Source organism: Entomohabitans teleogrylli, assembly GCF_001484765.1.
GTDB classification, from domain to species: domain Bacteria; phylum Pseudomonadota; class Gammaproteobacteria; order Enterobacterales; family Enterobacteriaceae; genus Entomohabitans; species Entomohabitans teleogrylli.
Genome location: NZ_KQ947380.1, coordinates 1 through 25,636, shown reverse-complemented (window position 1 = coordinate 25,636; position 25,636 = coordinate 1). Strand labels below are relative to the sequence as shown.

Annotated in this window: 24 protein-coding genes; 17 read left to right on the top strand and 7 right to left on the bottom strand. The window is 54.2% G+C overall.

Annotated elements, in window-relative coordinates:
• Position 1 precedes the first annotated feature (1 nt).
• From AQ981_RS08895 to AQ981_RS08880, 4 genes are read left to right on the top strand one after another with little or no spacing between them, the layout of a single operon-like run.
• Positions 2–817, top strand: coding sequence for an outer membrane lipoprotein-sorting protein (locus AQ981_RS08895; protein WP_058911631.1), 816 nt, complete (start codon positions 2–4; stop codon positions 815–817).
• Positions 814–2,211, top strand: coding sequence for a hypothetical protein (locus AQ981_RS08890; protein WP_058911398.1), 1,398 nt, complete (start codon positions 814–816; stop codon positions 2,209–2,211). Before AQ981_RS08895 ends, AQ981_RS08890 begins: the two co-directional genes overlap by 4 nt.
• Positions 2,186–3,178: an ACP S-malonyltransferase gene (locus tag AQ981_RS08885; RefSeq protein ID WP_058911397.1), complete on the top strand. Its 993-nt coding sequence runs from the start codon at positions 2,186–2,188 to the stop codon at positions 3,176–3,178. Before AQ981_RS08890 ends, AQ981_RS08885 begins: the two co-directional genes overlap by 26 nt.
• The gene (locus AQ981_RS08880; protein WP_058911396.1) at positions 3,175–4,212 is read left to right on the top strand and encodes a hypothetical protein; all 1,038 of its coding nucleotides are present in this window, start codon (positions 3,175–3,177) and stop codon (positions 4,210–4,212) included. Before AQ981_RS08885 ends, AQ981_RS08880 begins: the two co-directional genes overlap by 4 nt.
• Positions 4,213–4,277: 65 nt before the next feature.
• Here the strand turns inward: AQ981_RS08880 and AQ981_RS08875 are convergent, their stop codons facing one another.
• Positions 4,278–5,168, bottom strand: coding sequence for a siderophore-interacting protein (locus tag AQ981_RS08875; protein WP_058911395.1), 891 nt, complete (start codon positions 5,166–5,168; stop codon positions 4,278–4,280).
• Positions 5,169–5,176: 8 nt separating this feature from the next.
• A complete protein-coding gene (locus AQ981_RS08870) occupies positions 5,177–6,382 on the bottom strand; it encodes an MFS transporter (protein WP_121500636.1) in 1,206 nt (401 codons plus the stop codon).
• A gap of 132 nt (positions 6,383–6,514) precedes the next feature.
• Here AQ981_RS08870 and iucA point away from each other — a divergent pair, with 132 nt between their 5' ends.
• From iucA to AQ981_RS08840, 6 genes are all read left to right on the top strand, one after another.
• Positions 6,515–8,236: an aerobactin synthase IucA gene (iucA, locus tag AQ981_RS08865; RefSeq protein ID WP_058911394.1), complete on the top strand. Its 1,722-nt coding sequence runs from the start codon at positions 6,515–6,517 to the stop codon at positions 8,234–8,236.
• Positions 8,237–9,184, top strand: a complete 948-nt coding sequence (locus AQ981_RS08860; protein ID WP_058911393.1) for a GNAT family N-acetyltransferase — start codon at positions 8,237–8,239, stop codon at positions 9,182–9,184.
• Complete coding sequence (gene iucC, locus AQ981_RS08855) at positions 9,181–10,917, top strand: aerobactin synthase IucC (protein ID WP_058911392.1); 1,737 nt, start codon at positions 9,181–9,183, stop codon at positions 10,915–10,917. The genes AQ981_RS08860 and iucC overlap by 4 nt, the downstream gene beginning before the upstream one ends.
• 3 nt (positions 10,918–10,920) lie before the next feature.
• Positions 10,921–12,255 (top strand): NADPH-dependent L-lysine N(6)-monooxygenase, encoded by a 1,335-nt coding sequence (gene iucD / locus AQ981_RS08850; protein ID WP_058911391.1) that lies wholly within the window; start codon positions 10,921–10,923, stop codon positions 12,253–12,255.
• A 28-nt stretch (positions 12,256–12,283) separates the two neighbouring features.
• The gene (gene iutA, locus AQ981_RS08845; RefSeq protein ID WP_058911390.1) at positions 12,284–14,479 is read left to right on the top strand and encodes a ferric aerobactin receptor IutA; all 2,196 of its coding nucleotides are present in this window, start codon (positions 12,284–12,286) and stop codon (positions 14,477–14,479) included.
• A gap of 380 nt (positions 14,480–14,859) precedes the next feature.
• Entirely contained in the window at positions 14,860–15,825 is a 966-nt protein-coding gene (locus AQ981_RS08840) for a sugar-binding transcriptional regulator (RefSeq protein ID WP_058911389.1), read from the top strand.
• 134 nt (positions 15,826–15,959) lie between these two features.
• Here the strand turns inward: AQ981_RS08840 and AQ981_RS08835 are convergent, their stop codons facing one another.
• From AQ981_RS08835 to AQ981_RS08820, 4 genes are read right to left on the bottom strand one after another with little or no spacing between them, the layout of a single operon-like run.
• On the bottom strand, positions 15,960–16,418 hold the full coding sequence (locus AQ981_RS08835; protein ID WP_058911388.1) for a PTS sugar transporter subunit IIA: 459 nt from the start codon (positions 16,416–16,418) through the stop codon (positions 15,960–15,962).
• A gap of 8 nt (positions 16,419–16,426) precedes the next feature.
• Positions 16,427–16,711: a PTS sugar transporter subunit IIB gene (locus tag AQ981_RS08830; RefSeq protein WP_058911387.1), complete on the bottom strand. Its 285-nt coding sequence runs from the start codon at positions 16,709–16,711 to the stop codon at positions 16,427–16,429.
• 23 nt (positions 16,712–16,734) lie between these two features.
• A complete protein-coding gene (locus AQ981_RS08825) occupies positions 16,735–18,105 on the bottom strand; it encodes a PTS galactitol transporter subunit IIC (RefSeq protein ID WP_058911386.1) in 1,371 nt (456 codons plus the stop codon).
• 3 nt (positions 18,106–18,108) lie between these two features.
• Entirely contained in the window at positions 18,109–18,645 is a 537-nt protein-coding gene (locus AQ981_RS08820; RefSeq protein ID WP_058911385.1) for an RpiB/LacA/LacB family sugar-phosphate isomerase, read from the bottom strand.
• Between the two features lie 374 nt (positions 18,646–19,019).
• On the opposite strand from AQ981_RS08820, the gene AQ981_RS08815 reads away from it, so the two are divergent.
• The 7 genes from AQ981_RS08815 to hxlB all read left to right on the top strand — a co-directional run bounded on the left by AQ981_RS08815 (position 19,020) and on the right by hxlB (position 24,294).
• Positions 19,020–19,775, top strand: coding sequence for a DeoR/GlpR family DNA-binding transcription regulator (locus AQ981_RS08815; RefSeq protein WP_058911384.1), 756 nt, complete (start codon positions 19,020–19,022; stop codon positions 19,773–19,775).
• 335 nt (positions 19,776–20,110) lie between these two features.
• The gene (gatA, locus tag AQ981_RS08810; protein WP_058911383.1) at positions 20,111–20,581 is read left to right on the top strand and encodes a PTS galactitol transporter subunit IIA; all 471 of its coding nucleotides are present in this window, start codon (positions 20,111–20,113) and stop codon (positions 20,579–20,581) included.
• Positions 20,582–20,601: 20 nt separating this feature from the next.
• Complete coding sequence (locus AQ981_RS08805; RefSeq protein ID WP_058911382.1) at positions 20,602–20,895, top strand: PTS sugar transporter subunit IIB; 294 nt, start codon at positions 20,602–20,604, stop codon at positions 20,893–20,895.
• Between the two features lie 26 nt (positions 20,896–20,921).
• The gene (locus AQ981_RS08800; RefSeq protein WP_058911381.1) at positions 20,922–22,175 is read left to right on the top strand and encodes a PTS transporter subunit IIC; all 1,254 of its coding nucleotides are present in this window, start codon (positions 20,922–20,924) and stop codon (positions 22,173–22,175) included.
• Positions 22,176–22,200: 25 nt separating this feature from the next.
• Positions 22,201–22,845, top strand: coding sequence for a ribulose-phosphate 3-epimerase (gene rpe / locus AQ981_RS08795; protein WP_058911380.1), 645 nt, complete (start codon positions 22,201–22,203; stop codon positions 22,843–22,845).
• Positions 22,846–22,965: 120 nt separating this feature from the next.
• Positions 22,966–23,718 carry an SDR family NAD(P)-dependent oxidoreductase gene (locus tag AQ981_RS08790; protein ID WP_058911379.1) on the top strand — a complete coding sequence of 251 codons (753 nt, stop codon included), beginning with the start codon at positions 22,966–22,968 and terminating at the stop codon, positions 23,716–23,718.
• 15 nt (positions 23,719–23,733) lie between these two features.
• Complete coding sequence (hxlB, locus tag AQ981_RS08785; RefSeq protein WP_058911378.1) at positions 23,734–24,294, top strand: 6-phospho-3-hexuloisomerase; 561 nt, start codon at positions 23,734–23,736, stop codon at positions 24,292–24,294.
• A 613-nt stretch (positions 24,295–24,907) separates the two neighbouring features.
• Here hxlB and AQ981_RS08775 read toward each other — a convergent pair.
• A partial coding sequence (locus AQ981_RS08775; RefSeq protein WP_249226293.1) for a hypothetical protein occupies positions 24,908–25,636 on the bottom strand: 729 nt, incomplete at its 5' end.

Sequence of the window (25,636 nt, the reverse complement as noted above, 5' to 3'; positions counted from 1 at the left end):
CATGAAAAAACTATCAATGACCTTGCTGCTGGCCGGCGCTCTCGCTTCCCCGGCTCAGGCGAATACCCTCGATCGCCAGAATCTGGATAACCTGTCCCAGGAAGATCAGCAGGCGCGGACCATTATCCGCCAGGCCGATCGCGCCCGGGCGCCGGACGAGCCCTTCCGCTATACCCTGACGCTGGTCGAGCATAAAGATGGCCGCGATATCACCGAAAACCAGCAGGTGCTGGATGTGTCGATGCGCTTTTATAAACCCTCGGAACAGCGCGAAAAAGGCGACGCCCGGGCGCTGGTGCGTTTCGTTCAGCCGGTCCGGGATAAGGGCAAAGCGCTACTCTCCGATATGGATAAAATGTGGTACTACGCCCCGGATTTACGGCGCCCGATCCCGATTTCGCGTCAGCAGCGCCTGATAGGCCAGGTGGCCAATGGCGATGTGGTGGCCGCGGATTTCGACTACTCCTATATCTCCACCCTGGTCGGCGAAGAACCCTGTGATGGCCGGACCTGTTACAAGCTCTCCCTGGAGCGCCGCTGGCCGTATGTGACCTACCCGGCGATTCATTACTGGGTCGACAAACAGACCGGTAACCCGCAGCGCGCCGATTTTCTTTCCGCGGAAGGGGTGCTGATTAAGCGCTCTTACTACCGCGACTATCAACAGGTGCTGGGGCGCCAGCGCCCGACCACCATTGTGGTGGAAGATGCGCTGCGCAAGGATAATTACACCACCATGCGCTACAGCAACGTGCGTCTGGAATCGCTGCCGGAAAGCCATTTCCAGAAAGAATACCTGCTGAGACTCGGCGAATGAGGAGCCCGGGCGCTCTTCTGGCCGGCGGTATTATCGCGCTGACCAGCGGCTACCCCGGCGCGCAGGCCGCCGAATGCCAGGTGTTGCGCGGCTTCGCCGGCGCGGAGGGGGTCGGCAGCTTCGTTTCCGGCTCCCTGTGGCGCTTCGACACGCCGGCATTTCGCAATAACGCCATGGTCAATGGCTATCTGTCGCTGGTCGGGCGCTGCTCGCTCGGCGATACCCTGAGTATCAAGACGCAGGGCAACGCGGCGTATACCCTCCAGGGGCGGCGCCCCGGCGCGCTGGAGGATCGGCAGAATCAGGGGGTCTGGCTGCTCAATGATCTGGTCGCCAGCTGGCAGGCGCGCGAAAACCTGTATGTCGATGCCGGTAAAATCCGCAAAAACAGCGGCTATCTGTTCTCCTCCGCCCCCCTCGATCTGCTTAACAATCCCCTCGGTAACCTGCGCAGCGCGCGGGTATTCGCCCAGGGCGATCGCTGGCGTAACTTTTACGATGAAGGGGCCTGGGGGCTGGACACCACGCTCTACCGCACCGCGGGGGCTTTCAGCCTCACCGCCATGCCGCGCCTGCGGCGCAACAATCAATGGTTTCGCTCCGCGGCGCAGTGGGATGCGCTACGGCGGACCAATCACAGCGATCGCTACCTTGCCAGCTATACCGCGTCGGGCCTCAATGATTTCAACCCCACGGTTTCGCTGCTGCTCGGTAGCCAGAAGACGCTGGCGCTCGGGGCCAGCGGTAATCTAACGGATAACCTGATCCTTAATCTGGAGGGATCGCTGTCGCACGGGGAAACCTGGCGCCACCTCGACAGCATTGCGTCGCGCCGTATCCGCCAGTATCAGTATGTCGCCGACCCTTACCGCCTGCATTCACGCGGTATCCAGGGCGACCTGGGCATCGGGCTACGCTACGCCACCGCCGATCGCCGTGAATATGGCATTGAATACTACGGCCAGAGCCAGGGCTACAGCCGCAGCGAATGGCGCAACCATTTCGATACCCTGCGCTTTATCAACGGGGGTTACGCCAGCGCCCTGCCGGCGGTATCAGCCGCGGCGCTGCAAAGCGGCTACCAGCAATACGCGCGCCAGATGGCGGCCGGTATCGATAACACCAGCCGCTCCGGCCAACTGTTCGGCAAGCATTATCTCACCCTGTACTTCCGCACTTCCCGGGAACAGGTCGGTAGCATCGACTACGCCGTTTCCACCATCACCAACCTTATCGATCACAGCTCGGTGCTCAGTTTGCATCTCAGTACGCCGTTAAAACCCAACCTTGAGGTGTACAGCGGCGTCTCCGCCACCTTCGGCAGCCAGGAGAGCGAATTCGGCACCTTTGGAAAAAAAGGAAATATCTATGCAGGCATGCGAATTACCTGGTAATCCAGCGTTTACTTCTCCGTTATCCCTGGGCTGGATGGTGCTCTTTTCCGGGCAGGGCTCGCCGGCGATTGGGATGGGCAGCGATGCCTGCGACGTCTCCCCGGGCACCCGTCGGGTGTGGGACTGCGCCAGCGACGTCGCCGGCTTTGATGTGCGTAAACTGTGCCAGAAAGGACCAATGACCCGCCTCACCCGCACGCTGTACCAGCAGGTGGCCGTCACCACGGTCAATGTGGCGATGCTGACGCGGCTGCGCGAACTGTCTCCGGTGCCGGAAACCGGCTATGCCGGGCACAGCGCGGGAGAATACGCGGCGCTATACGCCGCCGGCGTCATGGATCTGGAAACGCTATTCCGGGCCATCAGCCAGCGCGCCGCCATCATGCAACAACTGGCAGAACAGCGCAAAGGCGCCATGTATGCGATCAAACCCTGTAGTTACAGCCAGTTACGGGAATTAATCGACGCACTGCAATTAACGGAACACCTCAACGTCTGCTGCGATAACGGCAATCATCAACAGGTGGTAGGCGGCTGCGTGTCGGCGCTGAAAATACTGATTAACGCCCTGGCGCGCCAGGGCATCAGCGCCATTAAGCTGGGCGTGAACGGCGCCTGGCATTCGCCGCTGATGGCCGACGGCGTCGCCCTGATGCGCAGCGCGCTGGCGCCGCTCGACTTCAGCTCGCCACGCAGCCCGGTAGTGATGAACAGCAGCGGCCTGGCGGAATATAGCGTGGCGCGCATTAAAGAAAACCTGGCGCTGCATCTCACTCATACCGTGCGCTGGCGCGACAGTATGAACCAGTGGACGCTGATGGGTTACCGCAATTACCTGGAAGTCAGCAATAAGAAGGTATTGCACCACCTGTTGCATGACCATTATGCGCACAGCGAAGATCATCAGGTAAGCCACTACTATCATCTGATGCGTGAAAACAGTCCGCTGGAAGAGGCCTGCGGATGATCCCGGATATCCGCACCTTCACCCGTAAATACCTGCTCGCGGCATGGCTGTCCGTGGCCGGCGTCAGCGCCGTACTGACCTCATCGCTGATCCGCAACGTCCCGGATATCATGCTTTGGGAGGTCATCGCCGGGCTGGGGGCCATTTGTCTGTCGATTGTCTGGGGTATGATGCGCGACGGGCCGGGTTACTGGGCCTATTCGGTTTATACGCTGCGGATGTCGGTGCCCTCCCGGCAGCAGGCCGCCCCCCGACGCCAGCCGGGAGGGATAGCGCAAATTTACTTTCGCCCGCTGTGGGCCAGCGCGGCGACGCTGATTGCCGTGACGCTGCTGAGCTGCGCCATCTGGCCCTTTGGTCCGGCATGGCGCTATTGGTTTATTGCGCTTCTCGGGGTGCTGGTATTGCCGGCGCTGATGATCTGGCTGCTGTCCCGGGCCCTGCCCTGGTGGATCTCGGCACTGGCGGAACCGCGCCCGACGCAGCGCACCCGCACTCTGGCGGATTACCTGCGCGAAGATCTGTTTTTCAGCCTGCTGATTAATTTCGCCCTGGTATTGCCGATCGCCCGCAAGCCGGCCTTCAGCCTGGCGCAGGGCTATGCCAGCCCGGCGTTTATCGTGGCGTTCACCATCCTGCTGTGGGCGGTAATGTTTTTTATGTTCTGCTTTGCCCTGCGCCAGCGCCGCTACGTGATGTTCGGCGAACTGTTGCGGGGCGATATCGACCAGGGCTTTTCCCGGGCGCCGGACTCCGCAACGCGAAGGCGCCGCAAAGGCATCTGGCGGTTATCTGGCTGGATGGTCTTTACCGGACTGTGGAGCCCGACGATCTGTCTGGTATTCAGCGCCCTGTCATTGCCCCCCGATTTTACGTCGCTGTATTTGTGCAGCCTGATCCCGCTGGTCCTGATCTACAGTTATGAACGTTACCAGACGCTGGCCAGCGGCTTGCGGGAAGCGCAGGAGATGCATGGCCGCTATCAGGAGCTGCTGGATATCATGCAGAAAAAGGGCAGCAGTTTTATTAAATAGCCTGCGACGGCCCTCCGTAGCGGAGGGCCCGGCTCCGGGCGGAAAGGGTGAAAACAGCGCGCCGGTTAACGAATCCGCCCCTTTGCCCAGTAGGCCATAAAATTCACCATCCGGCGATCCACGCCGCGCTCTGTAATCAAATAGCGACGCAGCTGTTTGACCGCCGTCGACTCCGCCGCCACCCAGCCATAAAACCGGGTACTGGCGGCGCTGGCTTTATCCCACAACAGCTCCCCTTCCGCCTCTTCCTGCACCGGCTGGCGATGATCGTTTTCCGGCAATCTGGCGTCCGCTTTCAGCGCCTGGATCAGGCATTCGCCATGCTGTGCGCCAACCGGTTTGCGCGCCAGCCAGACCACCTCCGCGAACTGAAATGCGCTCAGGTCGACACAATCCCCGGCCTCCGGTACTTCCAGAAAAACCTGTACCTGCGGCGGGTTATCCTGACCGGCGATCGATTCGAGGATCCCACGGGCGGCGGGCAGCGCGGTTTCGTCGGCGACAATCAGCGCATTGCGCAGCCCGGCGGGAGGCGCCCACTCGTAGCCGCCGCTGTCTGCCGCATATTCGGCATTCGGCGCGACCATCTGCAGCGCCTCCCCGGGTTGGCTATTGACTGCCCACGCCGAAGCCGGGCCGGCGGTCCCGTGGTTAACAAACTCCACCGTCACCTCGCAGCGCTGCCTGTCGATATGGCGCAGCGTATAGGTGCGGATCGTCGGACGCTTCTCTTTCGGCAGCGCCTGAGCTATCGGGTACCAGTGCCCTTCAGCGGGAAGCGACGACGGAGTGCCGTCCGCGGAAGGGAATAACATTTTGATACGCTGATCCGGCGCATCGCACTTCATCTGCGCCACTTCCGGACCGCTGAATACCAGACTCAACAGCGAAGGGGAAATCACCGTTTTGCGCACCAGTCGCACGTTAAACAGACGGTACCCCTGAATCCCAGCCATACGCTTCCTCACTTTTCACTGGCCGGACGGCGGCTGCGCCAGATAACGCCCGACATCCCGCAAAACAGACCGGCTACCAACAACGCTACCGTCAGCAACGCCGACTCGCCATACACTTTCGCCACCAGCGGCACCAGTAGCGCGCATAAGCCATATCCCAGCGTGTGGCTGGTGGCTACCCAGCCGGCGCCAGCGCCATCGGTCAGTTTATCGTTCAGCATCAACTGGTAAGCCGGGGTCGCCAGCGCCGCGCCAAAAGAGAACACCGCGCAGCCGACATAAAACAGCCACAGCGCCGCCGTCATCATCAGCGCCAAACCCGCCGCCATCAGCGCTCCGGCGCTGAGCAACAGCGCCAGCGGCGCCAGTAATTGCCGACGCAGCACGGCAAACTGGGCGGCCAGCGACGCCACAGCCGCGACGCTGAGCAGCCCGGCGACCTGGCGGCTGACCGCCGTCGCGTCGGCGGAAAACTGCTTCACCAGCGCTGGCGACAGGCCCAGTTGCATCAAACTGACCGCCGCGGCCAGCAGTAACGCACACAGCAGATATGGCAGGCAGTCAAAACGTAAACGGGCGCTGTTGCCGCCCGCGCTCTGGCGCGGCGCGCTTCCCGGCAGCGGCAACAACATCACCAATGCCAGCAGCGGCGCAATCATCAGCAGCATCAGCGGCGCCAGCGGATGGAGAGTCAGCATCGCCGCGGCGCACAACGGCCCCGCCAGCCGCCCGGCGCTGAGCCCGGAGCTGATAGTCGCCAGCGCCGCCATCCGCCGCCCCTCCCCGGCCCGCTGCAGCGCCCAGACCTGGCAGGCGGGCACCATCGCCGAAACCGTCAGCCCATACATCACCCGCGCCGCAATCAGTATCCCGAGCCCGACGGGCCCGCTCACCGCCCCCGCCGCCAACAGCGCGCAGCCAACGCCGAGCAGCAGGAAGCTGGCGCCATAGCCCGCCAGCGACCAGAGCACCACCGGTTTACTGCCCAGCCGGGCTATCTGCCTGCCCCACCACGGCGCTGAGGGCAGAAACAGCATCGATCCCAGCGTCAGCAGCGCCGCCCAGACCGACAGACTCAGATGGGTCTGCATCACCAGCACCGGTATCGCCACCAGTAAACCATTCTGACCGATGCCGAGCAGCCCGGCGCTGAGCGCCAGCGGCCAGCAGGATAACGATTTTTGCGTGGTGGTAAGTGGTTCAGAAATCGCCAAAATGTTGAAAACCTGTAGGATTATTGTGTCTATTTGTGAAAAAAATTTTGTCAATTCTAACAATTAACATTGATAATGAGAATCGTTATCGGCATAGTTTGTCAGATCTTTTCTTCGGGAAATTATTTGAAGATGAATTTATCGGGTAAAACACTTGACCAGGATGTTGGCGCCCAGTGCTTCCTGAACGCCCTGATCCGCGAAACCAACGACGGATATCTGAGCGACGATCGGTCAGTACTGGTTATCCCGGTGGATGAGCAGCAGACCATTCACCTCGCTATCGCTTACTGGTCCCCCACTCAGCATCACCGTTTCATCTTTCCGGCCCGCCTGCTCAACGCCGCTGGCAGCCAGATTATCGATTTCGCCGCGCTGGTCGACCTGATTGTCGCTAAGCTGCAACGTCAGCAGGGGTTGTCCGACGCCCACTGCGCGGCGTTCCGCCAGCGGGTACTGGCCAGCCATCACCATACCTGGCAGGCGATTAACGCCCGCCGCGACTGGCCGGCGCTGCGTGAAAAAGCGCTGACCTTCGGCGCTGCGGAACAGGCGCTGCTGGTAGGGCACGCGTTTCATCCGGCGCCGAAATCCCACGAACCTTTCAGCCAGCAGGAGGCGCAGCGCTATCTGCCAGACTTCGCCCCGCGTTTCCCGCTGCGCTGGTTCGCGGTGGACAGCGCGCTGCTGGCCGGCGACAGCCTGCGCCTCAATCTGCAACAGCGCCTGACGCGCTTTGCCGTCCAGAACGCTCCGCAGTTATTGGATGCGTTGAGCGATCGCCAGTGGCTGTTCCCGCTGCACCCATGGCAGGCGAACCACCTGTCAGAACAGGACTGGTGCCAGCAACTGGTCGATAAAGGGCTGGTGAAAGATTGCGGCGAGGCCGGCGCCGCCTGGCTACCGACCACCTCCTCGCGGTCGCTGTACTGCGCCACCAGCCAGGACATGATTAAATTTTCCCTGAGCGTGCGCCTGACCAACTCACTACGCACCCTGTCGCTGAAAGAGGTGCAGCGCGGAATGCGTCTGGCGCGTCTGGCGCAGACCCCGCGCTGGCAGACACTGCAGGCGCGCTTTCCGACCTTTCGCGTGATGCAGGAAGACGGCTGGGCCGGCCTGCGCGATTTGCAGGGCAATATCCGCGCCGAGAGCCTGTTTGCCCTGCGCGAAAACCTGCTGTTCGACCAGCCGGACAGCCAGACCAATGTGCTGGTGTCCCTGACGCAGTCAGCCCCGGACGGCGGCGACTCCCTGCTGGCGGCAACCGTGAAGCGCCTCAGCGCGCGGCTGAATATTTCGCCGCGCCAGGCGGCCCACGCCTGGCTGGATGCTTATTGCCAGCAAGTGCTGAAGCCGCTGTTCAGCGCCGAAGCCGATTACGGCCTGGTACTGCTGGCTCATCAACAAAACATCCTCGTGGAAATGCATCAGGATTTGCCGATCGGCCTGATTTACCGCGACTGTCAGGGCAGCGCCTTTATGCCCCACGCCGCCGGATGGCTGGATGAGACCGGCGAGGCGCAGGCGGAAAACGTCTTCAGCCGCGAACAGTTGCTGCGCTATTTCCCCTACTACCTGCTGGTGAATTCGACCTTTGCGGTCACCGCCGCCCTCGGCGCGGCCGGGATGGACAGCGAGCGCCGCCTGATGGCCCGGGTACGCGATGCGCTGACCGCCCTGCGTCGGGAAGTGACGCATACCACCTGTCTCGACTACGTCCTCGACAGTCCGCTGTGGAATGTGAAAGGCAACTTTTTCTGTTACCTGCACGATCACAACGAAAACACCATCGTCGATCCCAAAGTGATCTACTTCGATTTCAGCAATCCGTTACAGAACCTGGAGGAATAAATGCCGCAGGCAACTATCGTTCATCACGGCCACGGTCTGGGTTGCGAAAAGCTCGGCAAGCCGCTGCAGATGAGCTGGGGTCAGGACAACAGCGCCGTCCTGCACTGGCCGTGTCCGCTGGCCGCGGGCTGGCTGCGCGATGCGCTGGACCAGATGTTTATCGCCGCCCCGGGGCTTTCGGCTATCGTTCTGCCTTACACAGAGTGGCGCGAAGAGCCGCAGGCGCTGGCGCTGTTCGCCGCGCTGCGCGGCAACATCATCCAGCGCGATACGTTCTGGCAACTGCCGCTCTGGCTCAGCGCGCCGCGCCAGCCTGTGGCGGACGAGATGGTGTTTGATGAACAGCGCGATATCTTCATTCCCCGCCGCCCTGCGCGCCCGGACGGCGAAGTGTACCGTCGCTACGATCCGCGCGTGCGCCATACCCTGAGCCTGCGGGTCGCCGACCCGGCGCAGGATGCAGAGCGCTTCACTCGCTGGATGAACGATCCGCGGGTGGCTTTTTTCTGGGAGCAGAGCGGCGCGCTGGAAGTACAGCGGGACTACCTGGAGCGCCAGTTGACCAGCGCCCACGCCTTCCCGCTGATTGGCTGTTTCGACGACCAGCCGTTCGGCTATTTTGAAATCTACTGGGCCGCGGAAGATCGCATTGGCCGCCACTACCCGTGGCAGCCGTTCGACCGCGGCCTGCATTTACTGGTCGGCGAGCAGCAGTGGCGCGGCGCGCACTTTGTGCAAAGCTGGCTGTGCGGCCTGAGCCACTACCTGCTGCTCGACGAGTCGCGCACCCGGCGCCTGGTGCTGGAGCCGCGGATGGACAACCAGCGTCTGTTCCGCCACCTGACGCCGGCGGGTTATCACACCGTAAAAGAGTTCGATTTCCCCCATAAACGCTCGCGCCTGGTGATGACCGATCGCCAGCGCTTTTTCAGCGAGGTGGGCCTGTGAACCATACCGACAACTGGGATTTCGTGAACCGTCGGCTGGTCGCCAAAATGCTGGCAGAGCTGGAGTATGAGCAGGTGTTTCATGCACAGACACAGGACGGTACACGCTACTGTATCAGTCTGCCGGGGGCGGAGTGGCACTTCAGCGCCGAACGCGGGATCTGGGGCTGGCTATGGATCGACGCGCAGTCCCTGTACTGCGCGGATGAACCGGTACGCGCGCAAACGCTGCTGATGCAACTGCAACCGCTGCTGGAAATGAGCGACGCCACCGTCGCTGAGCACCTGCAGGATCTGTATGCCACGCTGCGCGGCGATCTGCGGTTACTTAACGCCCGGCGCGGCCTGAGCGCCGCAGCGCTGATCGCGCTGGATGCCGATCGACTGCAGTGCCTGTTAAGCGGCCACCCGAAGTTTGTCTTCAACAAAGGCCGCCGCGGCTGGGGGCTGGAAGCGCTGGAACGCTACGCGCCGGAGTACGGCAATACGTTCCGCCTGCACTGGCTGGCGGTAAAGCGCGAAGATATGGTGTGGCGCTGCGATAGCCAACTGGATATCCGCCAGTTGTTAGCCGCCGCGCTGGATGACGGCGAACTCGCCCGCTTTCACCAGACCTGGCAGGCCAACGGGCTGGACGATAGCTGGCTGCCGTTGCCGGTGCATCCGTGGCAGTGGCAGCAAAAAATCGCTCCCGACTTTGTCGCCTGCCTGGCCTGCGGGCAAATGGTTTCGTTGGGGGAGTTTGGCGACCAGTGGCTTGCCCAGCAGTCGCTGCGCACGCTGACCAACGCCAGCCGCAAAGGCGGGCTGGATATCAAACTGCCGCTGACCATCTATAACACCTCCTGCTATCGCGGGATTCCGGGTAAATACATCGCCGCCGGGCCGCTGGCCTCCCGCTGGCTGCAACAGATATTCGCCGCCGACAGCACGCTACGCCACAGCGGGGCGGTGATCCTCGGCGAGCCGGCGGCAGGCTATGTCTCCCATCAGGGCTATGCCGCGCTGCCTCATGCCCCCTACCGCTACCAGGAAATGCTCGGCGTTATCTGGCGCGAAAATCCCTCGCGCTGGCTGGCTGACGGCGAGACGCCGATTCTGATGGCCGCCCTGATGGAGTGCGATGAACACGACCAGCCGCTGATTGGCGCGTGGATCGCCCGGTCAGGCCTCAGCGCCGACGATTGGTTAAGCCGGATGTTCCGCGCGGTGGTAGTGCCGCTCTATCACCTGCTGTGCCGCTACGGCGTGGCGCTTATCGCCCACGGGCAAAATATTACCCTCGCCATGAAAGACGGCATACCGCAGCGCGTGTTGTTAAAGGATTTCCAGGGCGATATGCGGCTGGTGAAAGACGATTTTCCGGAAATGGACTCCCTGCCCCAGCAAGTTCGCGATGTGACGGCGCGTCTGGACGCCGATTATTTGATTCATGATTTGCAGACCGGTCACTTTGTGACGGTGCTGCGTTTTATTTCGCCGCTGATGGCGCGCCTCGGCGTCCCTGAGCCGCGCTTTTATCAACTGCTGGCCGCAGTGTTGAGTGATTACATGCAGTCTCATCCGCAACTGGCGGCGCGTTTCGCGCTTTTCTCACTCTTTAAGCCACAGATCATCCGCGTGGTGCTGAACCCGGTAAAACTGACCTGGCCCGATCAGGACAGCGGCAGCCGCATGCTGCCGAATTATCTGGAGAATCTGCAAAACCCGCTGTGGCTGGTCACCAGGAACTGAATCATGACACATACTGTTGATTTTATCGGCGTCGGTATCGGCCCCTTTAACCTGAGCATCGCGGCGCTGGCCCATGAAGCGCCCGGTTTTACCAGCCAGTTCTTTGACAGCCGCCCGGACTTTGCCTGGCATCCGGGGATGCTGGTGCCGGACTGCCATATGCAGACCACGTTTCTCAAAGACCTGGTCAGCGCCGTCGCCCCCACCAGCCGGTTCAGCTTTGTAAACTATCTGGTCAAACGCAAAAAGTTCTACCGTTTTCTCACCACCGAGTTGCGTACCGTTTCGCGCGCGGAATTTTCGGACTACCTGCGCTGGGCGGCCGACGGGATGCATAACCTGCACTTCAATCACACCGTCGAGCGGGTTGAGTTCGACGATCGCCAGAAACGTTTTGTGGCGCATACCAGCGCCGGCGAACACTATGCGCGCCACCTCTGCCTGGGTATCGGCAAGCAGCCGTACCTGCCGCCATGCGTCAAAAGCATTACCCCGACCTGTTTCCACGCCAGTGAGATGAACCTGCGCCAGCCGAACCTGGCCGGAAAACGGGTCGCCGTTATCGGCGGCGGGCAAAGCGGCGCCGATCTGTTCCTCAATGCGCTGCGCGGCGAATGGGGCGAACCGGCGCAGATTAGCTGGGTGTCACGGCGCAATAACTTTAACGCCCTCGATGAAGCCGCGTTCGCCAACGAATATTTTACCCCGGAATATGTCTCGGGCTTCGTCGGACTCGGGGAAAGCGCCCGCCAGAACCTGCTGGCCGAACAAAAAATGACCTCCGACGGCATTACCGCTGACTCGCTGTTGACCATCTACCGCGAACTGTACCACCGCTTTGAGGTGCTCGGGCTGCCGCGCAACGCCCGGTTACTGCCAGGCCGTTCGGTGACGGAGCTGGATAGCCGCGCGCATGGCTGGCAGTTGCAGTTACTCCACCACCTCGACCACGGCTATGACCTGCTGGAATGCGATGTCGTGATCTTCGCCACCGGCTATCGCCCGGCGCTACCGCAAATGCTGGCGCCGCTGGCTCCGCGTCTGACGATGCGCGATGAAGATAACTTCAAAGTGCGCCCGGACTTTACCCTGGAGTGGGATGGTCCCAAAGAGAACCATCTGTTTGCCGTGAACGCCAGTATGCAAACCCACGGTATCGCCGAACCTCAGCTCAGCCTGATGGCCTGGCGTTCGGCCTGCATTATCAATCGCGCCTGCGGGCGTGATGTGTTCGATCTCAGCAGCGCGCCGGCATTCATTGAGTGGCGCAGCGCGAATCGGGAAAAACCGCGGCCAAACGCCGCTTCTTTAACCAACCATTCGACATCTTTGGGGTAGACGTTTCACCCCGCGTGAAGGAACAGTGATGAAGACTCATAAATATCCACTCTGGGCGTTAAATCCGCTGCTTCTGGCCATGGCAGCGCCGGCGCTCGCACAGCAAACCAGCGAAGAAGAGATGGTGATTTCCGCCAACCGTTCCCACCGTACGGTGGCGGAGATGGCGCAAACAACCTGGGTAATCGAAGGTGCCGAACTGGAGCAGCAGATCCAGGGCGGTAAAGAGCTGAAAGACGCGCTGGCGCAATTGATCCCCGGCCTTGATGTCAGCAGCCAGGGACGTACCAACTACGGTATGAATATGCGCGGCCGGGCGATTGTGGTGCTGGTGGACGGCGTGCGCCTGAACTCCTCGCGTACCGATAGTCGCCAGCTGGATTCTATCGATCCCTTTAACATTGAACATATTGAAGTGATCTCCGGCGCCACCTCGCTGTACGGCGGAGGCAGTACCGGCGGACTTATCAATATCGTCACCAAAAAGGGCCAGCCGGAAACCCAACTGGAGTTTGAAACCGGCCTCACCAGCGGTTTTAACAGCAGTAAAGATCATGACGAACGCGTTGCCGCCGCGATCTCCGGCGGCAACGATCGTATTTCCGGGCGCCTGTCCGCCGCATATCAGAAGTTCGGCGGCTGGTACGACGGCAATGGCGACGCCACGCTGCTCGATAACACCCAGACCGGGCTGCAGTATTCCGATCGTCTGGACGTGATGGGCACCGGTACCCTGGATATTGATGACCACCAGCAACTACAACTGGTCACCCAGTTCTATAAAAGCCAGGGGGATGACGACTACGGTCTGAACCTCGGGAAGGATTTCTCGGCGGTAACCGGCAACGGCCAGGCTTACACCAGCAAGGGGCTGAACTCCGATCGAATTCCGGGTACCGAGCGCCACCTGATTAGTATGCAATATTCCAGTACCGATTTTCTCGGTCAGGAACTGGTGGGCCAGATCTATTATCGCGACGAGTCGTTGACCTTCTATCCGTTTCCTACCGTTTCCGGGGGCCGGGTCACCAGCCTGTCCTCGTCACAGCAGGATACCGACCAGTATGGCGCTAAGCTGACGCTTAACAGTAAACCACTGGACGGGCTACAGCTCACCTACGGGCTGGACGCCGACCATGAACGTTTTACCTCCAACCAGATGTTCTTCGATCTGGCCACCTCCGGCGCGTCCGGCGGCCTGAACAATCAGAGCATTTATAGCACCGGGCGCTATCCGGGATACGACATTACCAACCTGGCGGCGTTCCTGCAGGCCAACTATGACATCAACGATCTGTTCACCCTGAGCGGCGGGGTGCGCTACCAGTACACCGAAAACAAGGTGGATGATTTCATCGGCTATACCCAGCAGCAGGCGATCGCCGCCGGTAGAGCCAGCTCCGCCGATGCCATCCCCGGCGGTTCGACCGACTATGACAACTTCCTGTATAACGCCGGGATCCTGATGCACATTACCGAGCGGCAGCAGGCGTGGTTTAACTTCTCGCAGGGCGTGGAGCTGCCGGATCCGGGTAAATACTACGGTAACGGCACCTATCGTCTGGTCAACGGCCACTATCAACTGGTGAACAGCGTGAATGTCGGGCAGTCCCGGCTACAGGGGATCAAAGTGGACTCCTACGAGCTGGGCTGGCGCTATACCGGAGATGCGCTGCGCACTCAGCTTGCCGCCTATTACTCGCTGTCTGATAAATCCATCACGGTTAACCGCAGCGATATGACGATTAGCGTCAATGACGATAAGCGGCGTATCTACGGGCTGGAAGGGGCGGTGGATTACTTTATTCCGGACACCGCGTGGAGCGCCGGCGTCAACTTTAACGTTATCAAGTCTGAGACAAAAGTTGATGGTCAATGGCGCAAATGGGATGTGATTTACGCCAGCCCGTCGAAAGCGACGGCGTATGTCGGATGGGCGCCGGACCCGTGGAGCCTGCGCGTGCAGAGTACCCAGTCCTTCGATTTGAGCGACGCCGGCGGCAATAAGATTGACGGCTACAACACCGTGGATTTTATCGGCAGCTACCAGTTGCCGGTGGGCAAGCTGAGTTTCAGCATCGCCAACCTGCTGGACGAAGATTACACTACCGTCTGGGGCCAGCGGGCGCCATTATTCTACAGCCCAACCTATGGTTCCCCGGCGCTGTATGACTATAAAGGCCGCGGCCGCACCTTTGGGGTGAATTACTCACTGCTGTTCTGATTCGTTACCCGGCGGCCCGGTTCATGCCGGGCGCCGTTACGTTTTTCTGGGGCTGGAGGTCCCTTTGAAGAGGTAACATCGGTCCCGACATCCGCTTTCCACCCGGAGAGTCTCGCTATCCATTCGGCCAGCGCTCTTCGCGGTTCCGTTCTCAAAATCAAATTCCCCTGATTGTCACGCAACATGCCGCAGGCAACACCACAAATTGCCATCGACTTACGCTTCCTGCGCCCACTGGTGCGATTAATCACATAACCCAAAGAATCATCTCATCCGTGCATATCTGATGAGCGTAAAAATGTATACTCTTTTGATGATTTTTGAGGTGGCAAACATCTCACGCTGAATGCCGCTGTGACTGAGAGTAAATGGAACGCACTATGCCCAAACAGAAAACAAGCAATCGCTGGAAAAATTATGATCCCCGCTATATCTACAGCCTCGTCGTCAGACGCTATTTCTCTGAAATGAAAACAAAAATTGAGATTGCAGAAGAGCTTGGCGTATCGCGCTTTAAAGTGGCTCGTCTGATTGACGAAGCGATTGCCCAGGACTATGTAAGATTCATTTTTCCAAAACAGCAGGCCATGGATGATGAAATTGCTGGCAACTTACGGGAAAAATATCATCTGGATGATGCGCTGGTTCTTTCGGTCTCTGAATCGTGGTCAACACAGGATGAGTTAAACGATAAATTAGGGGGGCTTAGCGCGAATTATCTCAGTGAAACTCTGAAAGAAGGCATGAAGATTGGTATCGCCTGGGGAAGAGTACTCTCAAGCACCGTCAGTAAACTGACATCCTTACCTGCCCTGGACGTCGTCCAACTCTCCGGCGTCCACCCGGGCATTGAATTCAGCCAGGGCCCGATAGACTTGATTCACAAACTTGCCGCGATTTCCCATGGTAAAGCGCATCCGATGTATGTGCCGATGTGGGTGGATGATGAGAGCCTGGCGGGAAAGTTGTCAGATGATCAGGCGGTGCTGGATACCCAGCAATATTATTCTCATCTGGATGTGGTCATCACAGGCATTGGGAACTGGAAATCAGGTTCGTCCAGTTTATGCCATATATTCCCGGAGTCATGGCGTAATACCCTGATAAGCCAGGATATTGCGGCTGATGTATGCATCACACTGGTGAATAGCAAAGGAGAGGTTCTCGACAGCCCGATGAACCGTTTGGGGTTTGGTATTTCAACAGAACAACTGCAAAAGACCAAAAAAGTGATTGGCGTTGCTGGCGGCGAGGAAAAATATGAAGGAATTGTTGCTTCGCTTAAATCAGGCCTTTTGAATGTACTAATTACTGATTTTGATACAGCAATTAAACTGCTGGATTAATTATCGCGATTAATTCACCCGCTGCCGGTATTATTTCATATCGGCGCGCTCTTGTTCCAGGTCAGTTATTTTTCATCACCACCAGGATGTAGTGATGAAAAAGGGCAGATACCCTGGTATCTGCCCGCAAAGTTTCAGGATGCGGCAAGCATCTTCGCAACATATTGCCCAACGTCATTTGCCGGCAGGTTCCGACACGACTCGATAAAAGGCATATCCTGGAAGAGTGTGAAGAGGCGGCGTAAAACAGACATATGCTGATCGCTGGTCGCGAACGCAAGATTAAACATGATGCTGCATTCCACCGTTAAGTCGGCATCTTCCATCTGGCCAAACGCGACACCGCGATCAAAACGCACAATGCTGATACTGTTGGTTTTAACCAACGTGTAATCCGCATGGGGAATGGCAATCCCCTGTCCGTTGGCCATTAACAGGCCAGTAGGATAAGTTTTCTCACGCTCCAGACAAGCCTGAATATACTCCGCCGTGATATAGCCTTTCTCCAGCAGTTTATTACCCGCAAATTCAATGGCTGCACGACAGTCTGTAATAGCCCCGTCAACGTCGTTTACAAGGATTTCCAGTTTCATCACCCACCCTACTTCAGCATTTCTTCTTTAACAGCAGCGAAGATTTCGTCTTCTCCCAGGCCAGTCAGCAGACCGGCGCCAACGATAACGCGGGTCGTGATCCCCGGATTATCCAGCTTAGTGGAAGAAACAACCAGGTCGTAACTGTTAAACGTATCAGTGGTGCAAGCCATCAGAGAAGACTTATCAACCTGTGCTTCAATCCCCTGCTCTTTCAGATAATCCTGCAGGACAGAAACCATGATCGATGAGGAGGCAATACCATTTCCACATACCACTAAGATCTTTTTCATTTTTTAATTCCTTAATAAATGGTTTAAGCCGCTTTTTCAGTTTCAGCCTTTAACTGGCGACGTGATTTCTGTTTAAGTAAGTATCCGACAGACAGCAGCAGGACACCAGCCAGCACATAGCCCACAATCCCCACATGGCTGAGCCCGGCAAACAGACCGGTGAATGGGTTTGCTGAAGGGTTAAGCGAGGAGTACATCACGCTCGCATCCGGGTTGGTACCAAACTTCTGGAAGACTTCGTTAGTTGCCGGCGCCATCCAGGAAGCGATATATAAACCACCGCCAAACAGAATAATGGAGGTCACCCAGGTACGAATGATGTTGCCTTTGAAAACCGGCACCATACAGGCAATGAAGAACACAAACTGGGACAGATCGCCCAACGGCATGACGCGGTTACCGGGCAGAACCACCGCCAGGATGACAATGACCGGAATCAGCAGTAATGCAGGTGCTATCACCGAAGGATGACCGACAATCAACGCAGTATCCATACCGACAGTAATCTCGCGGTCCGGAAAGCGTTTGACCAGTTTCTTACGCGCAACGTTAGACAGCGGTACCAGCCCTTCCATCATGATAGAGGTCATACGCGGCAGCAGCAGCATCACCGCCGCAAGGTACATCCCCAGTTGCAGGCTGGCGATAACGGTGTGGTACGGGGACTCCCAGCCATAACCACAGAAGCCAAGTAAAATACCAATGATAAAACCCACCATTGTCGGATCGCCGAGAATGCCAAAACGTTTCTGGATGCTTTCAGCCGTAACATTCAGATTACGGAACCCCGGGATACGATCGTAAACCCAGTTAAACGGGTAGGCGAAAAGCAAATAGGTGTTTGCGACCGGGTGAGAAATAGCCACACCTTTTGGCAAATTGAAAAACTTCTCGTTATTCTTCGCGCCGAGATCGGCGGCGATAAGCGCCCAAACGTGGAATAACGCAGCGGTCAGGACGCCATACAGGAAACTGCCGGAATAGACGCCGACGATAGCCCCCATGGAAGCATTCTGGTGCAGGTTAAATACATCGACATTCACACAGTCAGTAAGCCGGGCCACCAGCATGGCAATGTTAACCGCCACGCACAGCGGAATGATGATGGCGCCCATGCTGGAGCCAAAGCCCATAACAGCGGTAGCCGCGCCACCCACATCGATAGCGCTAAGCGAAGAGCCGGTCGCCTCGGCAAGTCCGGTGACGGCAGGCTGCATCTTCTCAAGCATTAGCTTGATAGTCATTGTCAACGCAATGAAACCAATGCCAACTTTGATAGCCGACGAAATACATTCGGACAATGGGCGTCCGAGGATTTTCATCAGTACAAGGAAAATGACAGGGATAAAGATAAAGTTACCCAGGTCATTGATAAACTGTGTGATCAGTTCCATTTTTTAGCCCTCAGATTTTGCATCATCTGGTCTGAATCCCATATTCCAGCGGATATCATCTGGTTTTGTCAGCAGCGCGTTATCACTACGCTCGGCTTCCAGGAGGTTCTTTTTGGAATTCTCTCTTGCGGTGGCAAAGTCGAATGCGTTGTCATACCACGCATCGACGATCATTTTTGTGTATTCAAGATCATTAACCCGGCAACCGAGCCCAATAACCTGAGCATTATTGCTGAGCCTTGCTCGCTTAGCAGAGTACGGGTTAGTCACAGCAACAGCCCGGATTCCCCAGTGTTTGTTGATCTGACAAGTAAAGCCAATACCTGTTCCGCAGATGTAAATTCCCAGGCGGCACTCATCACGCTGGATGACGCCGGCCATTTCATCTGCAAGGCGGGCAAAGTTGTTGGCTCCGTCTTCTCTGCGTTTTACCGGATCGTATACGACCTCTGCATTTTTCTCTTCCTCAAGGTATTTTTTTATCTCCTCCTTACGTTCGAAACCAATGTCGTCACATGCGATTGCAATTTTCGTTTTCATCTCAACCAACCTGTCATTTAACACTTAAAGCCAAGTATGATGTTGGTAAATGTTGGTTGTCAATTGAGATCCAAATCACAAAATATGTAATACCTTGATTTTAAATAAATTAAAAACCAATAAAAACAAATAAAAGCTAACAAGGATCAATCCAGCGTTGCTCGATGAGCAATTTTCCCTCAGATAAAAATGTAGACAATAAAATAAAATTAAAACTTTAAAATCAAATTGTTACATTAAAATCCGTACTTTTTTCTTCTTTCAGAACTATCGGCGTCGTTCCCTTGTCTCTGTGATAGGGTTTGTTTTAGTTTGCACCTTCTGTGGTATGATTTGGCCATACTGATCATACGTAACCGTTTTCCGGAGGAAGGATGTATCTGATCGATGAAAGGAGAAAATTGATTCTGGAGGAGCTTATTTCAGCAGGTACAGTGTATGTCAGCGACCTTGCCCGAAAGTATGAAGTCACTTATGAGACGATAAGAAAAGACCTGACTCACCTTGAGCAGAAAGGATTGTTAATCAAAAGTCATGGAGGGGCAACCCTAAAGCAGGGGGCCATTGAGCACCCTTTCCAGGTCAGAGAAAAAGAAAACAACTCGTTCAAAAAAGCGATAGCCAGAAAAGCGCTGGATTTTATTCCGCCAAACAGTTCGATGATTATTGGCACAGGGAGTTCCAACTTTGAACTGGCAAACCTGCTGTGCATGAAATCCGGATTTAAAATCTTTACCGATTCACTGCCAGTCGCTAGTGTCCTTATTGAGTCGGATAATCAGGTGTTTCTTTTCGGTGGGGAGTTGCGGAGAAAAAGCGCCTCTGTCATCGGCGGTTGGGCAGTCTCAATGATTAATGATATTCACGTCGACTTATGCTTTATCGGGACTGATGGCTTCAGTAACCTGACCGGCCCGTCGACCCCCTCTTCATCTGATGCCTTCATGGACAGAACAATCATTGCCCATTCTGAGAAGAAGTACATCCTTGGCGACTATACAAAGTTCCAGCGTAGCAGCCTGTTTAAAATCTGCGACTGGTCAGAAATCACAGCGTTGATCACCAATGATATCGCCGATAAAGAAGGTATCGCAGAGGTGGCGAAACACACCACCGTAGTAACGTGTTAATTTAACATCAAATAAGCCCTTACCAATACCGGCGCTGCTCTGCGCCACATGCTGCGCCTTCGTATCTCAACGCCCACCGACGCTCATGTGAGCAAATCATTTTATTCATCAAAAACAATCCCATAAAACACAATAAATAAAAAATAACCAAAATTCATAGAGATAAAATCAACCTCGTTGGTTTCTAAAAACAAAAAACATCATATGAGCAAAAAATAATGTGCGCTAATGATGTTTTGTGTGATCGAAGTATAATTTTTTAAAGCTGCTTATTTTCGGACATTATGGATGTGCTATAAATGCTCATATGATTCAGTAATTCGCTCACATGAGCAATGATTTGTAAGGAGAAAGTAGTGAGTAAAATTGCTATTGATGTTGCAGATGGAGCGGCGTTCCAGAACTACGACGACGTGCTGAAGCATATTCACGAAAAACACAGCGCAGAGGGGATTGTTAAGGAGACCTACCTGGATGCGCTTCGTGAGCGAGAGTCCGATTACCCGACAGGGATCTTGCTGGATGGTTATTCTGTGGCGATCCCACATTGCGACAGTCGGCATGCCAACACTCCCGCGATTTACATCATCCGATTACCGCAAGCCATTCAGGTGAATCAGGCAGACGGTGATGAAAAATTATGGGTGAGACTTGTAGTCAATCTGGTCGTTACCGACCCATCCGATCAGCTAACGCTACTGAAGGCCCTGTTTAACCATCTTCAGATAGCCGATTTTTACCACCAGATGCTGGAGCTTCCTGCTGGAGAAGCAAAAGCGTTGTTCATTAACACAATAATTAAATAACGATTATCCGGAGTTTTATTATGATTACTATCCTCGTAGCCTGCGGAAGCGGTGTAGCAACCTCCACCTTAGCTGCTGATGAAGTGAAATCAGTCTGTTCAGAATATGGCATTACCAGTTTCAAAATTAATAAATGCAGCATGTCGGAGCTCGCTTCGGAGATGCAACATGCGGATGTGGTATTAACAACCAATAACTACAAAGGGGATATTGGTAAACCACATATGAGCGTCGCCGGGTTTGTCACCGGAATTAATGAAGCTGCGCTACGCAAAAAATTAGGCGAACTGTTAACTGAAATAGCGAAGAACTAAGGTCTGGAAAGACAGGGGATGGCTAAATGGACATGTTAAAAAGCATAATGTTTACAATAACAAGTATGGGGGCAACCGCCATATTGCCGCTTGTTATTTTCCTTTTGGGTTTAGTTTTCCGCATGAAAGTTGGCGCCGCCATTAAATCAGGTATCACGGTAGGTATCGGTTTTATTGGCTTAGGTCTGGTGGTTGGCTTATTAAATGCGTCTCTTCAACCGGCAATCACTTATTATTCAGAAATCGGCAGTGGTTTTACTGTTGCGGATATAGGATGGCCGGCAGTAGGCGCGGCGGCATGGGTAGCGCCATTTGCGGCCCTGGTTATTCCAATCGGCATCATTTTAAACCTGCTTTTAGTACGCATGAAACTGACCAAAACCCTGAACGTCGACATCTGGAACTACATGCACTTTTTAGTGCCCGGGGCATTGGCTTACTTTGTTTTTGACAGTTTTTTCCTGGGGCTGGGGGTAGCTGTGGCTCTCAGCGTCGCCGCATTGTTTATTGGTGACTTAATTGCTCCGCGCTGGCAAAAATATTACGGCCTGGAGGGAACCACTTGCACCACAATGATTCATATCGGCTGGACATTACCCTTCGCATGGGCAGTTAATAAGATTATCGACTTCATTCCCGGGTTGAATAAGCTGGACCTCGATTTAGAAAGCGTTCAGAAGCGCCTTGGGGTATTTGGCGAACCCGCTATTATCGGAGTCATCGTCGGCTGTCTGCTCGGTGTATTAACCAAACAGGACATTACTAAAATTGTTCCTATGGCAATGGGCGTAGCTGGTGTAATGGTACTGTTGCCTAAAGTGGTCGGCGTCCTGATGGAAGGGCTTAACCCGATCGGCAAGAGCGCTAAAGAAATTATGCAAAAGCAAATGGGTAAAGATGCCGAACTCAATATCGGGATGGACTGTGCGCTGGCGCTGGGCGATCCGGCTACCGTCACAGTAACGGTTATCACAATTCCTTTGACCATGCTCTGCGCCCTTGTTTTACCGGGCATTCAGATTTTCCCCATCGGCGTGTTGATGTCGATTATTTATATGACCACTATGACGGTCATGGTCAGTAACGGTAATGTGATCCGCTCCATTATCTCAACACTACTCTTCTGTGTGGTTGTTATGTATCTGGGCGGCTATGTCGCGCCGGGCGCAACACAGTTCCTGACCGGCGCTGGGGTTGGCCTGAATGGCCAGGGCACAGACTTTGTTTTAACCGGGCCATGGGAAATACTAACTTACTGGCTGAGTACCATAACTCACTAATTAGCAAAGCAGGAGGCTAATTAAAATGGCACAGATTTTACCTTCAGTTTTTGGCGCAAACCTTCTCCGTTTGCAGGACGAGATTCAGTTTCTTGAAAACGAACAAACAGAGATACTGCATGTCGATTTAATGGACGGTACTTATGTCAGTAATATTGCATTTGGACCCAACCAAATTGCCGCGATGAAAAAAGCGAGCACTATGACGTTCGATGTGCACATGATGCTGGCAAACCCGGAAAGACATATTGATGATGTTATTAAAACCGGGGCTGAGATGATTTCCGTACATTATGAATCTACCCCACATGTTCACTTCATTTTGCAGAAAATCAAGAAAGCCGGCAGAAAAGCCGGCGTGGTTCTCAATCCTGGTACACCCGAAAGCGTCCTGGAATATCTGCTGGATGATATTGATTACATTCTAATCATGACCATTAATCCCGGACAACCAGGCCAGACATTTATTGAGAAAAGTATCGAGAAGATAAAAAATACTAAAAAAATGATCGCCGGACGCAACATTAAAATTGAAGTAGACGGCGGCGTCAATATTGATATTGCGAAAAAAGTCAAACAGGCAGGCGCCGATCTGATTGTAGTTGGCGGCGCCTTATTTAATGATACGCCGCAGGAAAGTTATCGGGCACTAAAAAGTGCAATTCAGTAACTTAACGGCCATAAATATATTTACCAGCACCTGCCGCAGCCGTATTTAATATCATTGAGATTGTCAACGTGGGGAGTTGGCGCTCCCCCTTTGTTATAAAAAATTAAGGAGTAGAGTAAAATGAGTAATTTTGCAGGTAAAGTTGCGTTAGTCACAGGCGGGGCTCACGGCATTGGCAAAGGTATTGCTAAGCAATTTGCTGAACTAGGCGCCCATACTGTCATTGTCGATTATAACGAAGAAAACGGTATAAACACCGCCAGAGAGCTCACCTTCGGCAATGTGAAGTCTTTATTTGTTAAAACAGATGTCTCTGATCCTAAAGCACTGGAGAATGTTCGCGGTAAAGTTTTTGAAACGTTCGGGCGTATTGATATTCTGGTTCTGAACGCCGGCGTGGCTTTCGCCAACAAAGTTAACAACATTTCTTTTGAAGAATGGAATAAAACATTAGCCATTAATCTGACTGGCTTATTCAATACCGTAAAAGCATTCTATAATGATTTCTTAACTAATCAGGGGTCAATCGTTTACATTTCATCAGGTTCAGCGCTTTCGGGTACCGGCGGCGGGGTGAGCTATCCGGCCAGCAAAGCTGGCGGAGAGGGTTTAATTCGCGGGCTGGCAAAAGAACTGGGACCCAAAGGTGTCAACGTGAATGCTATTGCCCCACGGTTAATCGACACCGGCGAAATGATGCGCGTCAACTATCCCACCCAGGCAGATTTGGATGCTGTTCTGGAAAAAATTCCGGTACGTCGCCTGGGAACCATTGACGATGTAGCAAATTTAGCTATTTTTCTGGCAGACAAATCTAATTCCTACATTCAGGGTCAAACAATTTTGATGGACGGCGGACGCACGATCGCATAACAAGGGAGAAAAATAATGGGCATTCAGCAAAATACAATTAACATTCTAAATGAATTACAACAAAACGCGTTAAAAATTGACAATATTCAGGCCGGGAATTTTATTGATCAAATAAAAAACGCGAAACATATTTTTTTGCAGGGCGCTGGCCGTAGCGGGATTGCTATCCGTGGTTTTGCAAACCGCTTATTACATCTGGGTTTTTCAGTGAGTATGGTCGGTGAAATTTCCTCTCCGCATACCAAACCAGGCGATCTGGTCATTATTGGTTCCGGGAGTGGAGAGACGGGGAGTCTGGTGAGCCTGGCGCAAAAAGCCGTGGCCAGTGGCGTGGATGTGGCGCTGGTAACCATGAAAACTGACTCCACGATCGGTAAACTGGCTAAAAGCGTTCTGGTTTTACCCGGAACGGTTAAAGAAGAAAATGACCGCAAGGAGGGCGTTTTCTCCCAGCCAATGGGGTCAGCGTTTGAACAGCTGTGTTTCATCACTTATGACGCGATAGTGCTTGAACTGATGGCCCAACTTGGCGAGACCAGCGACAGCATGTTTAAAAGACACGCCGACCTTGAGTAAATACCGGGGAACGCCTCCGACGAGGCGTTCCCTGCCCGTCAGTTTCTGAACCAACTTGTGTTCTGTCTCGTCGGACAGCAGGCCTGTGATCATTCTTTTTATGTTTTATGTTTTATGTTACCGGAATAAAACAGAATTTCTGAATCGCGCCGACACCAATAATACGTTTAGTCAAGCGTACTCGCCTCACGTTTACCGTTATTATCCCACAGAGTGAAGTCAACACCGTAGATACGACTGGCAGGGACCACACCTCTTACCGAATAGCTATATGCATTGCCTGTCTGAAAATGATAACTGAAATTGGGCAGGTATTAATCAGATACCACCATAAAAACATCATCATACCAGAAGCGTTCCCGTTTATTCTCTGGCTTACCCACTTAGACAATAATCAGACTAATAAGCTCTTCATCGCCCCAGGCTGGACCATTATGCAGATGTTATCCGCAACCGTTGTGACAGAAGCCCGGTAATGCTTTGCCCGGGGGATCGCCGACATGCAGACAACCCGTCAGCGACGTAGTAAGCACACTGATCAGAAAATCCGTTTCATCGTCTTACCTTTGCTGCAGAATCAGATTATACCAATCCCCTGATTATTATTTATCCGCTAAGACACAATTTCTGAATGCTTTTCAGATAAAATCTGGAACTGACAATGAGGGGCATTCAAACGAATAGCATCAAAAATTAGATTCAAATTTTTGCTATACACATTTTCATCCATTATTTTACTTTGCTTTGGAATTAAATGACATAAACCCAGCTTATTATGTAGTTTGGTTGCTATTTGGTAGAATGCTTCAGTTTCTTTGATACTCATAATCTTAGTTACAGTAAGCCTAATCTGCTTACGACTCGGACCAGTAATAACCAATTCATTATCTTTAAGACATACATGATGCTGGCCTTCAAGTCGAGAAAATTCTTTTTTTATTAAAAATGTAAAAAAACCAATCATTCTATTTCTGATAACCTTTCGAAAACCAGAACTGGATATACGTGACAGGAGATGTTTTATAAAAACATCCCCATAACGATGCCAGAGTATAGCATAAAGAGCAATAACTATAGTTGACACAACAACCGTATTGAGCAGTGGATTTTCTCTGGGAGCCACAATGCCTAATTCAGGAAGATAATAATAAGAAATGATAGTAAGCAGCGGAACAACATATTTAAAAACAAAGGGAATGAAAGGAGTATAAGCAGAATCTATTTTCGTTAGTCGCTTATCATAGTTAGCTATCTCATAATTTTTCCTTTTTTCCACCAGAGAAAGAATACTTTCTTTATCTGTATTAGTCGCGACTTGATCTGACATATGACCTTGAAAGGT

What these genes read in the sequence shown, in the direction of transcription:
- AQ981_RS08895 (WP_058911631.1), top strand. Translation starts at nt 2, where the DNA reads ATGAAAAAACTATCAATGACCTTGCTGCTGGCCGGCGCTCTCGCTTCC.
- AQ981_RS08890 (WP_058911398.1), top strand. Translation starts at nt 814, where the DNA reads ATGAGGAGCCCGGGCGCTCTTCTGGCCGGCGGTATTATCGCGCTGACC.
- AQ981_RS08885 (WP_058911397.1), top strand. Translation starts at nt 2,186, where the DNA reads ATGCAGGCATGCGAATTACCTGGTAATCCAGCGTTTACTTCTCCGTTA.
- AQ981_RS08880 (WP_058911396.1), top strand. Translation starts at nt 3,175, where the DNA reads ATGATCCCGGATATCCGCACCTTCACCCGTAAATACCTGCTCGCGGCA.
- AQ981_RS08875 (WP_058911395.1), bottom strand. Translation starts at nt 5,168, where the DNA reads ATGGCTGGGATTCAGGGGTACCGTCTGTTTAACGTGCGACTGGTGCGC.
- iucA (WP_058911394.1), top strand. Translation starts at nt 6,515, where the DNA reads ATGAATTTATCGGGTAAAACACTTGACCAGGATGTTGGCGCCCAGTGC.
- AQ981_RS08860 (WP_058911393.1), top strand. Translation starts at nt 8,237, where the DNA reads ATGCCGCAGGCAACTATCGTTCATCACGGCCACGGTCTGGGTTGCGAA.
- iucD (WP_058911391.1), top strand. Translation starts at nt 10,921, where the DNA reads ATGACACATACTGTTGATTTTATCGGCGTCGGTATCGGCCCCTTTAAC.
- iutA (WP_058911390.1), top strand. Translation starts at nt 12,284, where the DNA reads ATGAAGACTCATAAATATCCACTCTGGGCGTTAAATCCGCTGCTTCTG.
- AQ981_RS08840 (WP_058911389.1), top strand. Translation starts at nt 14,860, where the DNA reads ATGCCCAAACAGAAAACAAGCAATCGCTGGAAAAATTATGATCCCCGC.
- AQ981_RS08835 (WP_058911388.1), bottom strand. Translation starts at nt 16,418, where the DNA reads ATGAAACTGGAAATCCTTGTAAACGACGTTGACGGGGCTATTACAGAC.
- AQ981_RS08830 (WP_058911387.1), bottom strand. Translation starts at nt 16,711, where the DNA reads ATGAAAAAGATCTTAGTGGTATGTGGAAATGGTATTGCCTCCTCATCG.
- AQ981_RS08825 (WP_058911386.1), bottom strand. Translation starts at nt 18,105, where the DNA reads ATGGAACTGATCACACAGTTTATCAATGACCTGGGTAACTTTATCTTT.
- AQ981_RS08820 (WP_058911385.1), bottom strand. Translation starts at nt 18,645, where the DNA reads ATGAAAACGAAAATTGCAATCGCATGTGACGACATTGGTTTCGAACGT.
- AQ981_RS08815 (WP_058911384.1), top strand. Translation starts at nt 19,020, where the DNA reads ATGTATCTGATCGATGAAAGGAGAAAATTGATTCTGGAGGAGCTTATT.
- gatA (WP_058911383.1), top strand. Translation starts at nt 20,111, where the DNA reads ATGATTTGTAAGGAGAAAGTAGTGAGTAAAATTGCTATTGATGTTGCA.
- AQ981_RS08805 (WP_058911382.1), top strand. Translation starts at nt 20,602, where the DNA reads ATGATTACTATCCTCGTAGCCTGCGGAAGCGGTGTAGCAACCTCCACC.
- AQ981_RS08800 (WP_058911381.1), top strand. Translation starts at nt 20,922, where the DNA reads ATGGACATGTTAAAAAGCATAATGTTTACAATAACAAGTATGGGGGCA.
- rpe (WP_058911380.1), top strand. Translation starts at nt 22,201, where the DNA reads ATGGCACAGATTTTACCTTCAGTTTTTGGCGCAAACCTTCTCCGTTTG.
- AQ981_RS08790 (WP_058911379.1), top strand. Translation starts at nt 22,966, where the DNA reads ATGAGTAATTTTGCAGGTAAAGTTGCGTTAGTCACAGGCGGGGCTCAC.
- hxlB (WP_058911378.1), top strand. Translation starts at nt 23,734, where the DNA reads ATGGGCATTCAGCAAAATACAATTAACATTCTAAATGAATTACAACAA.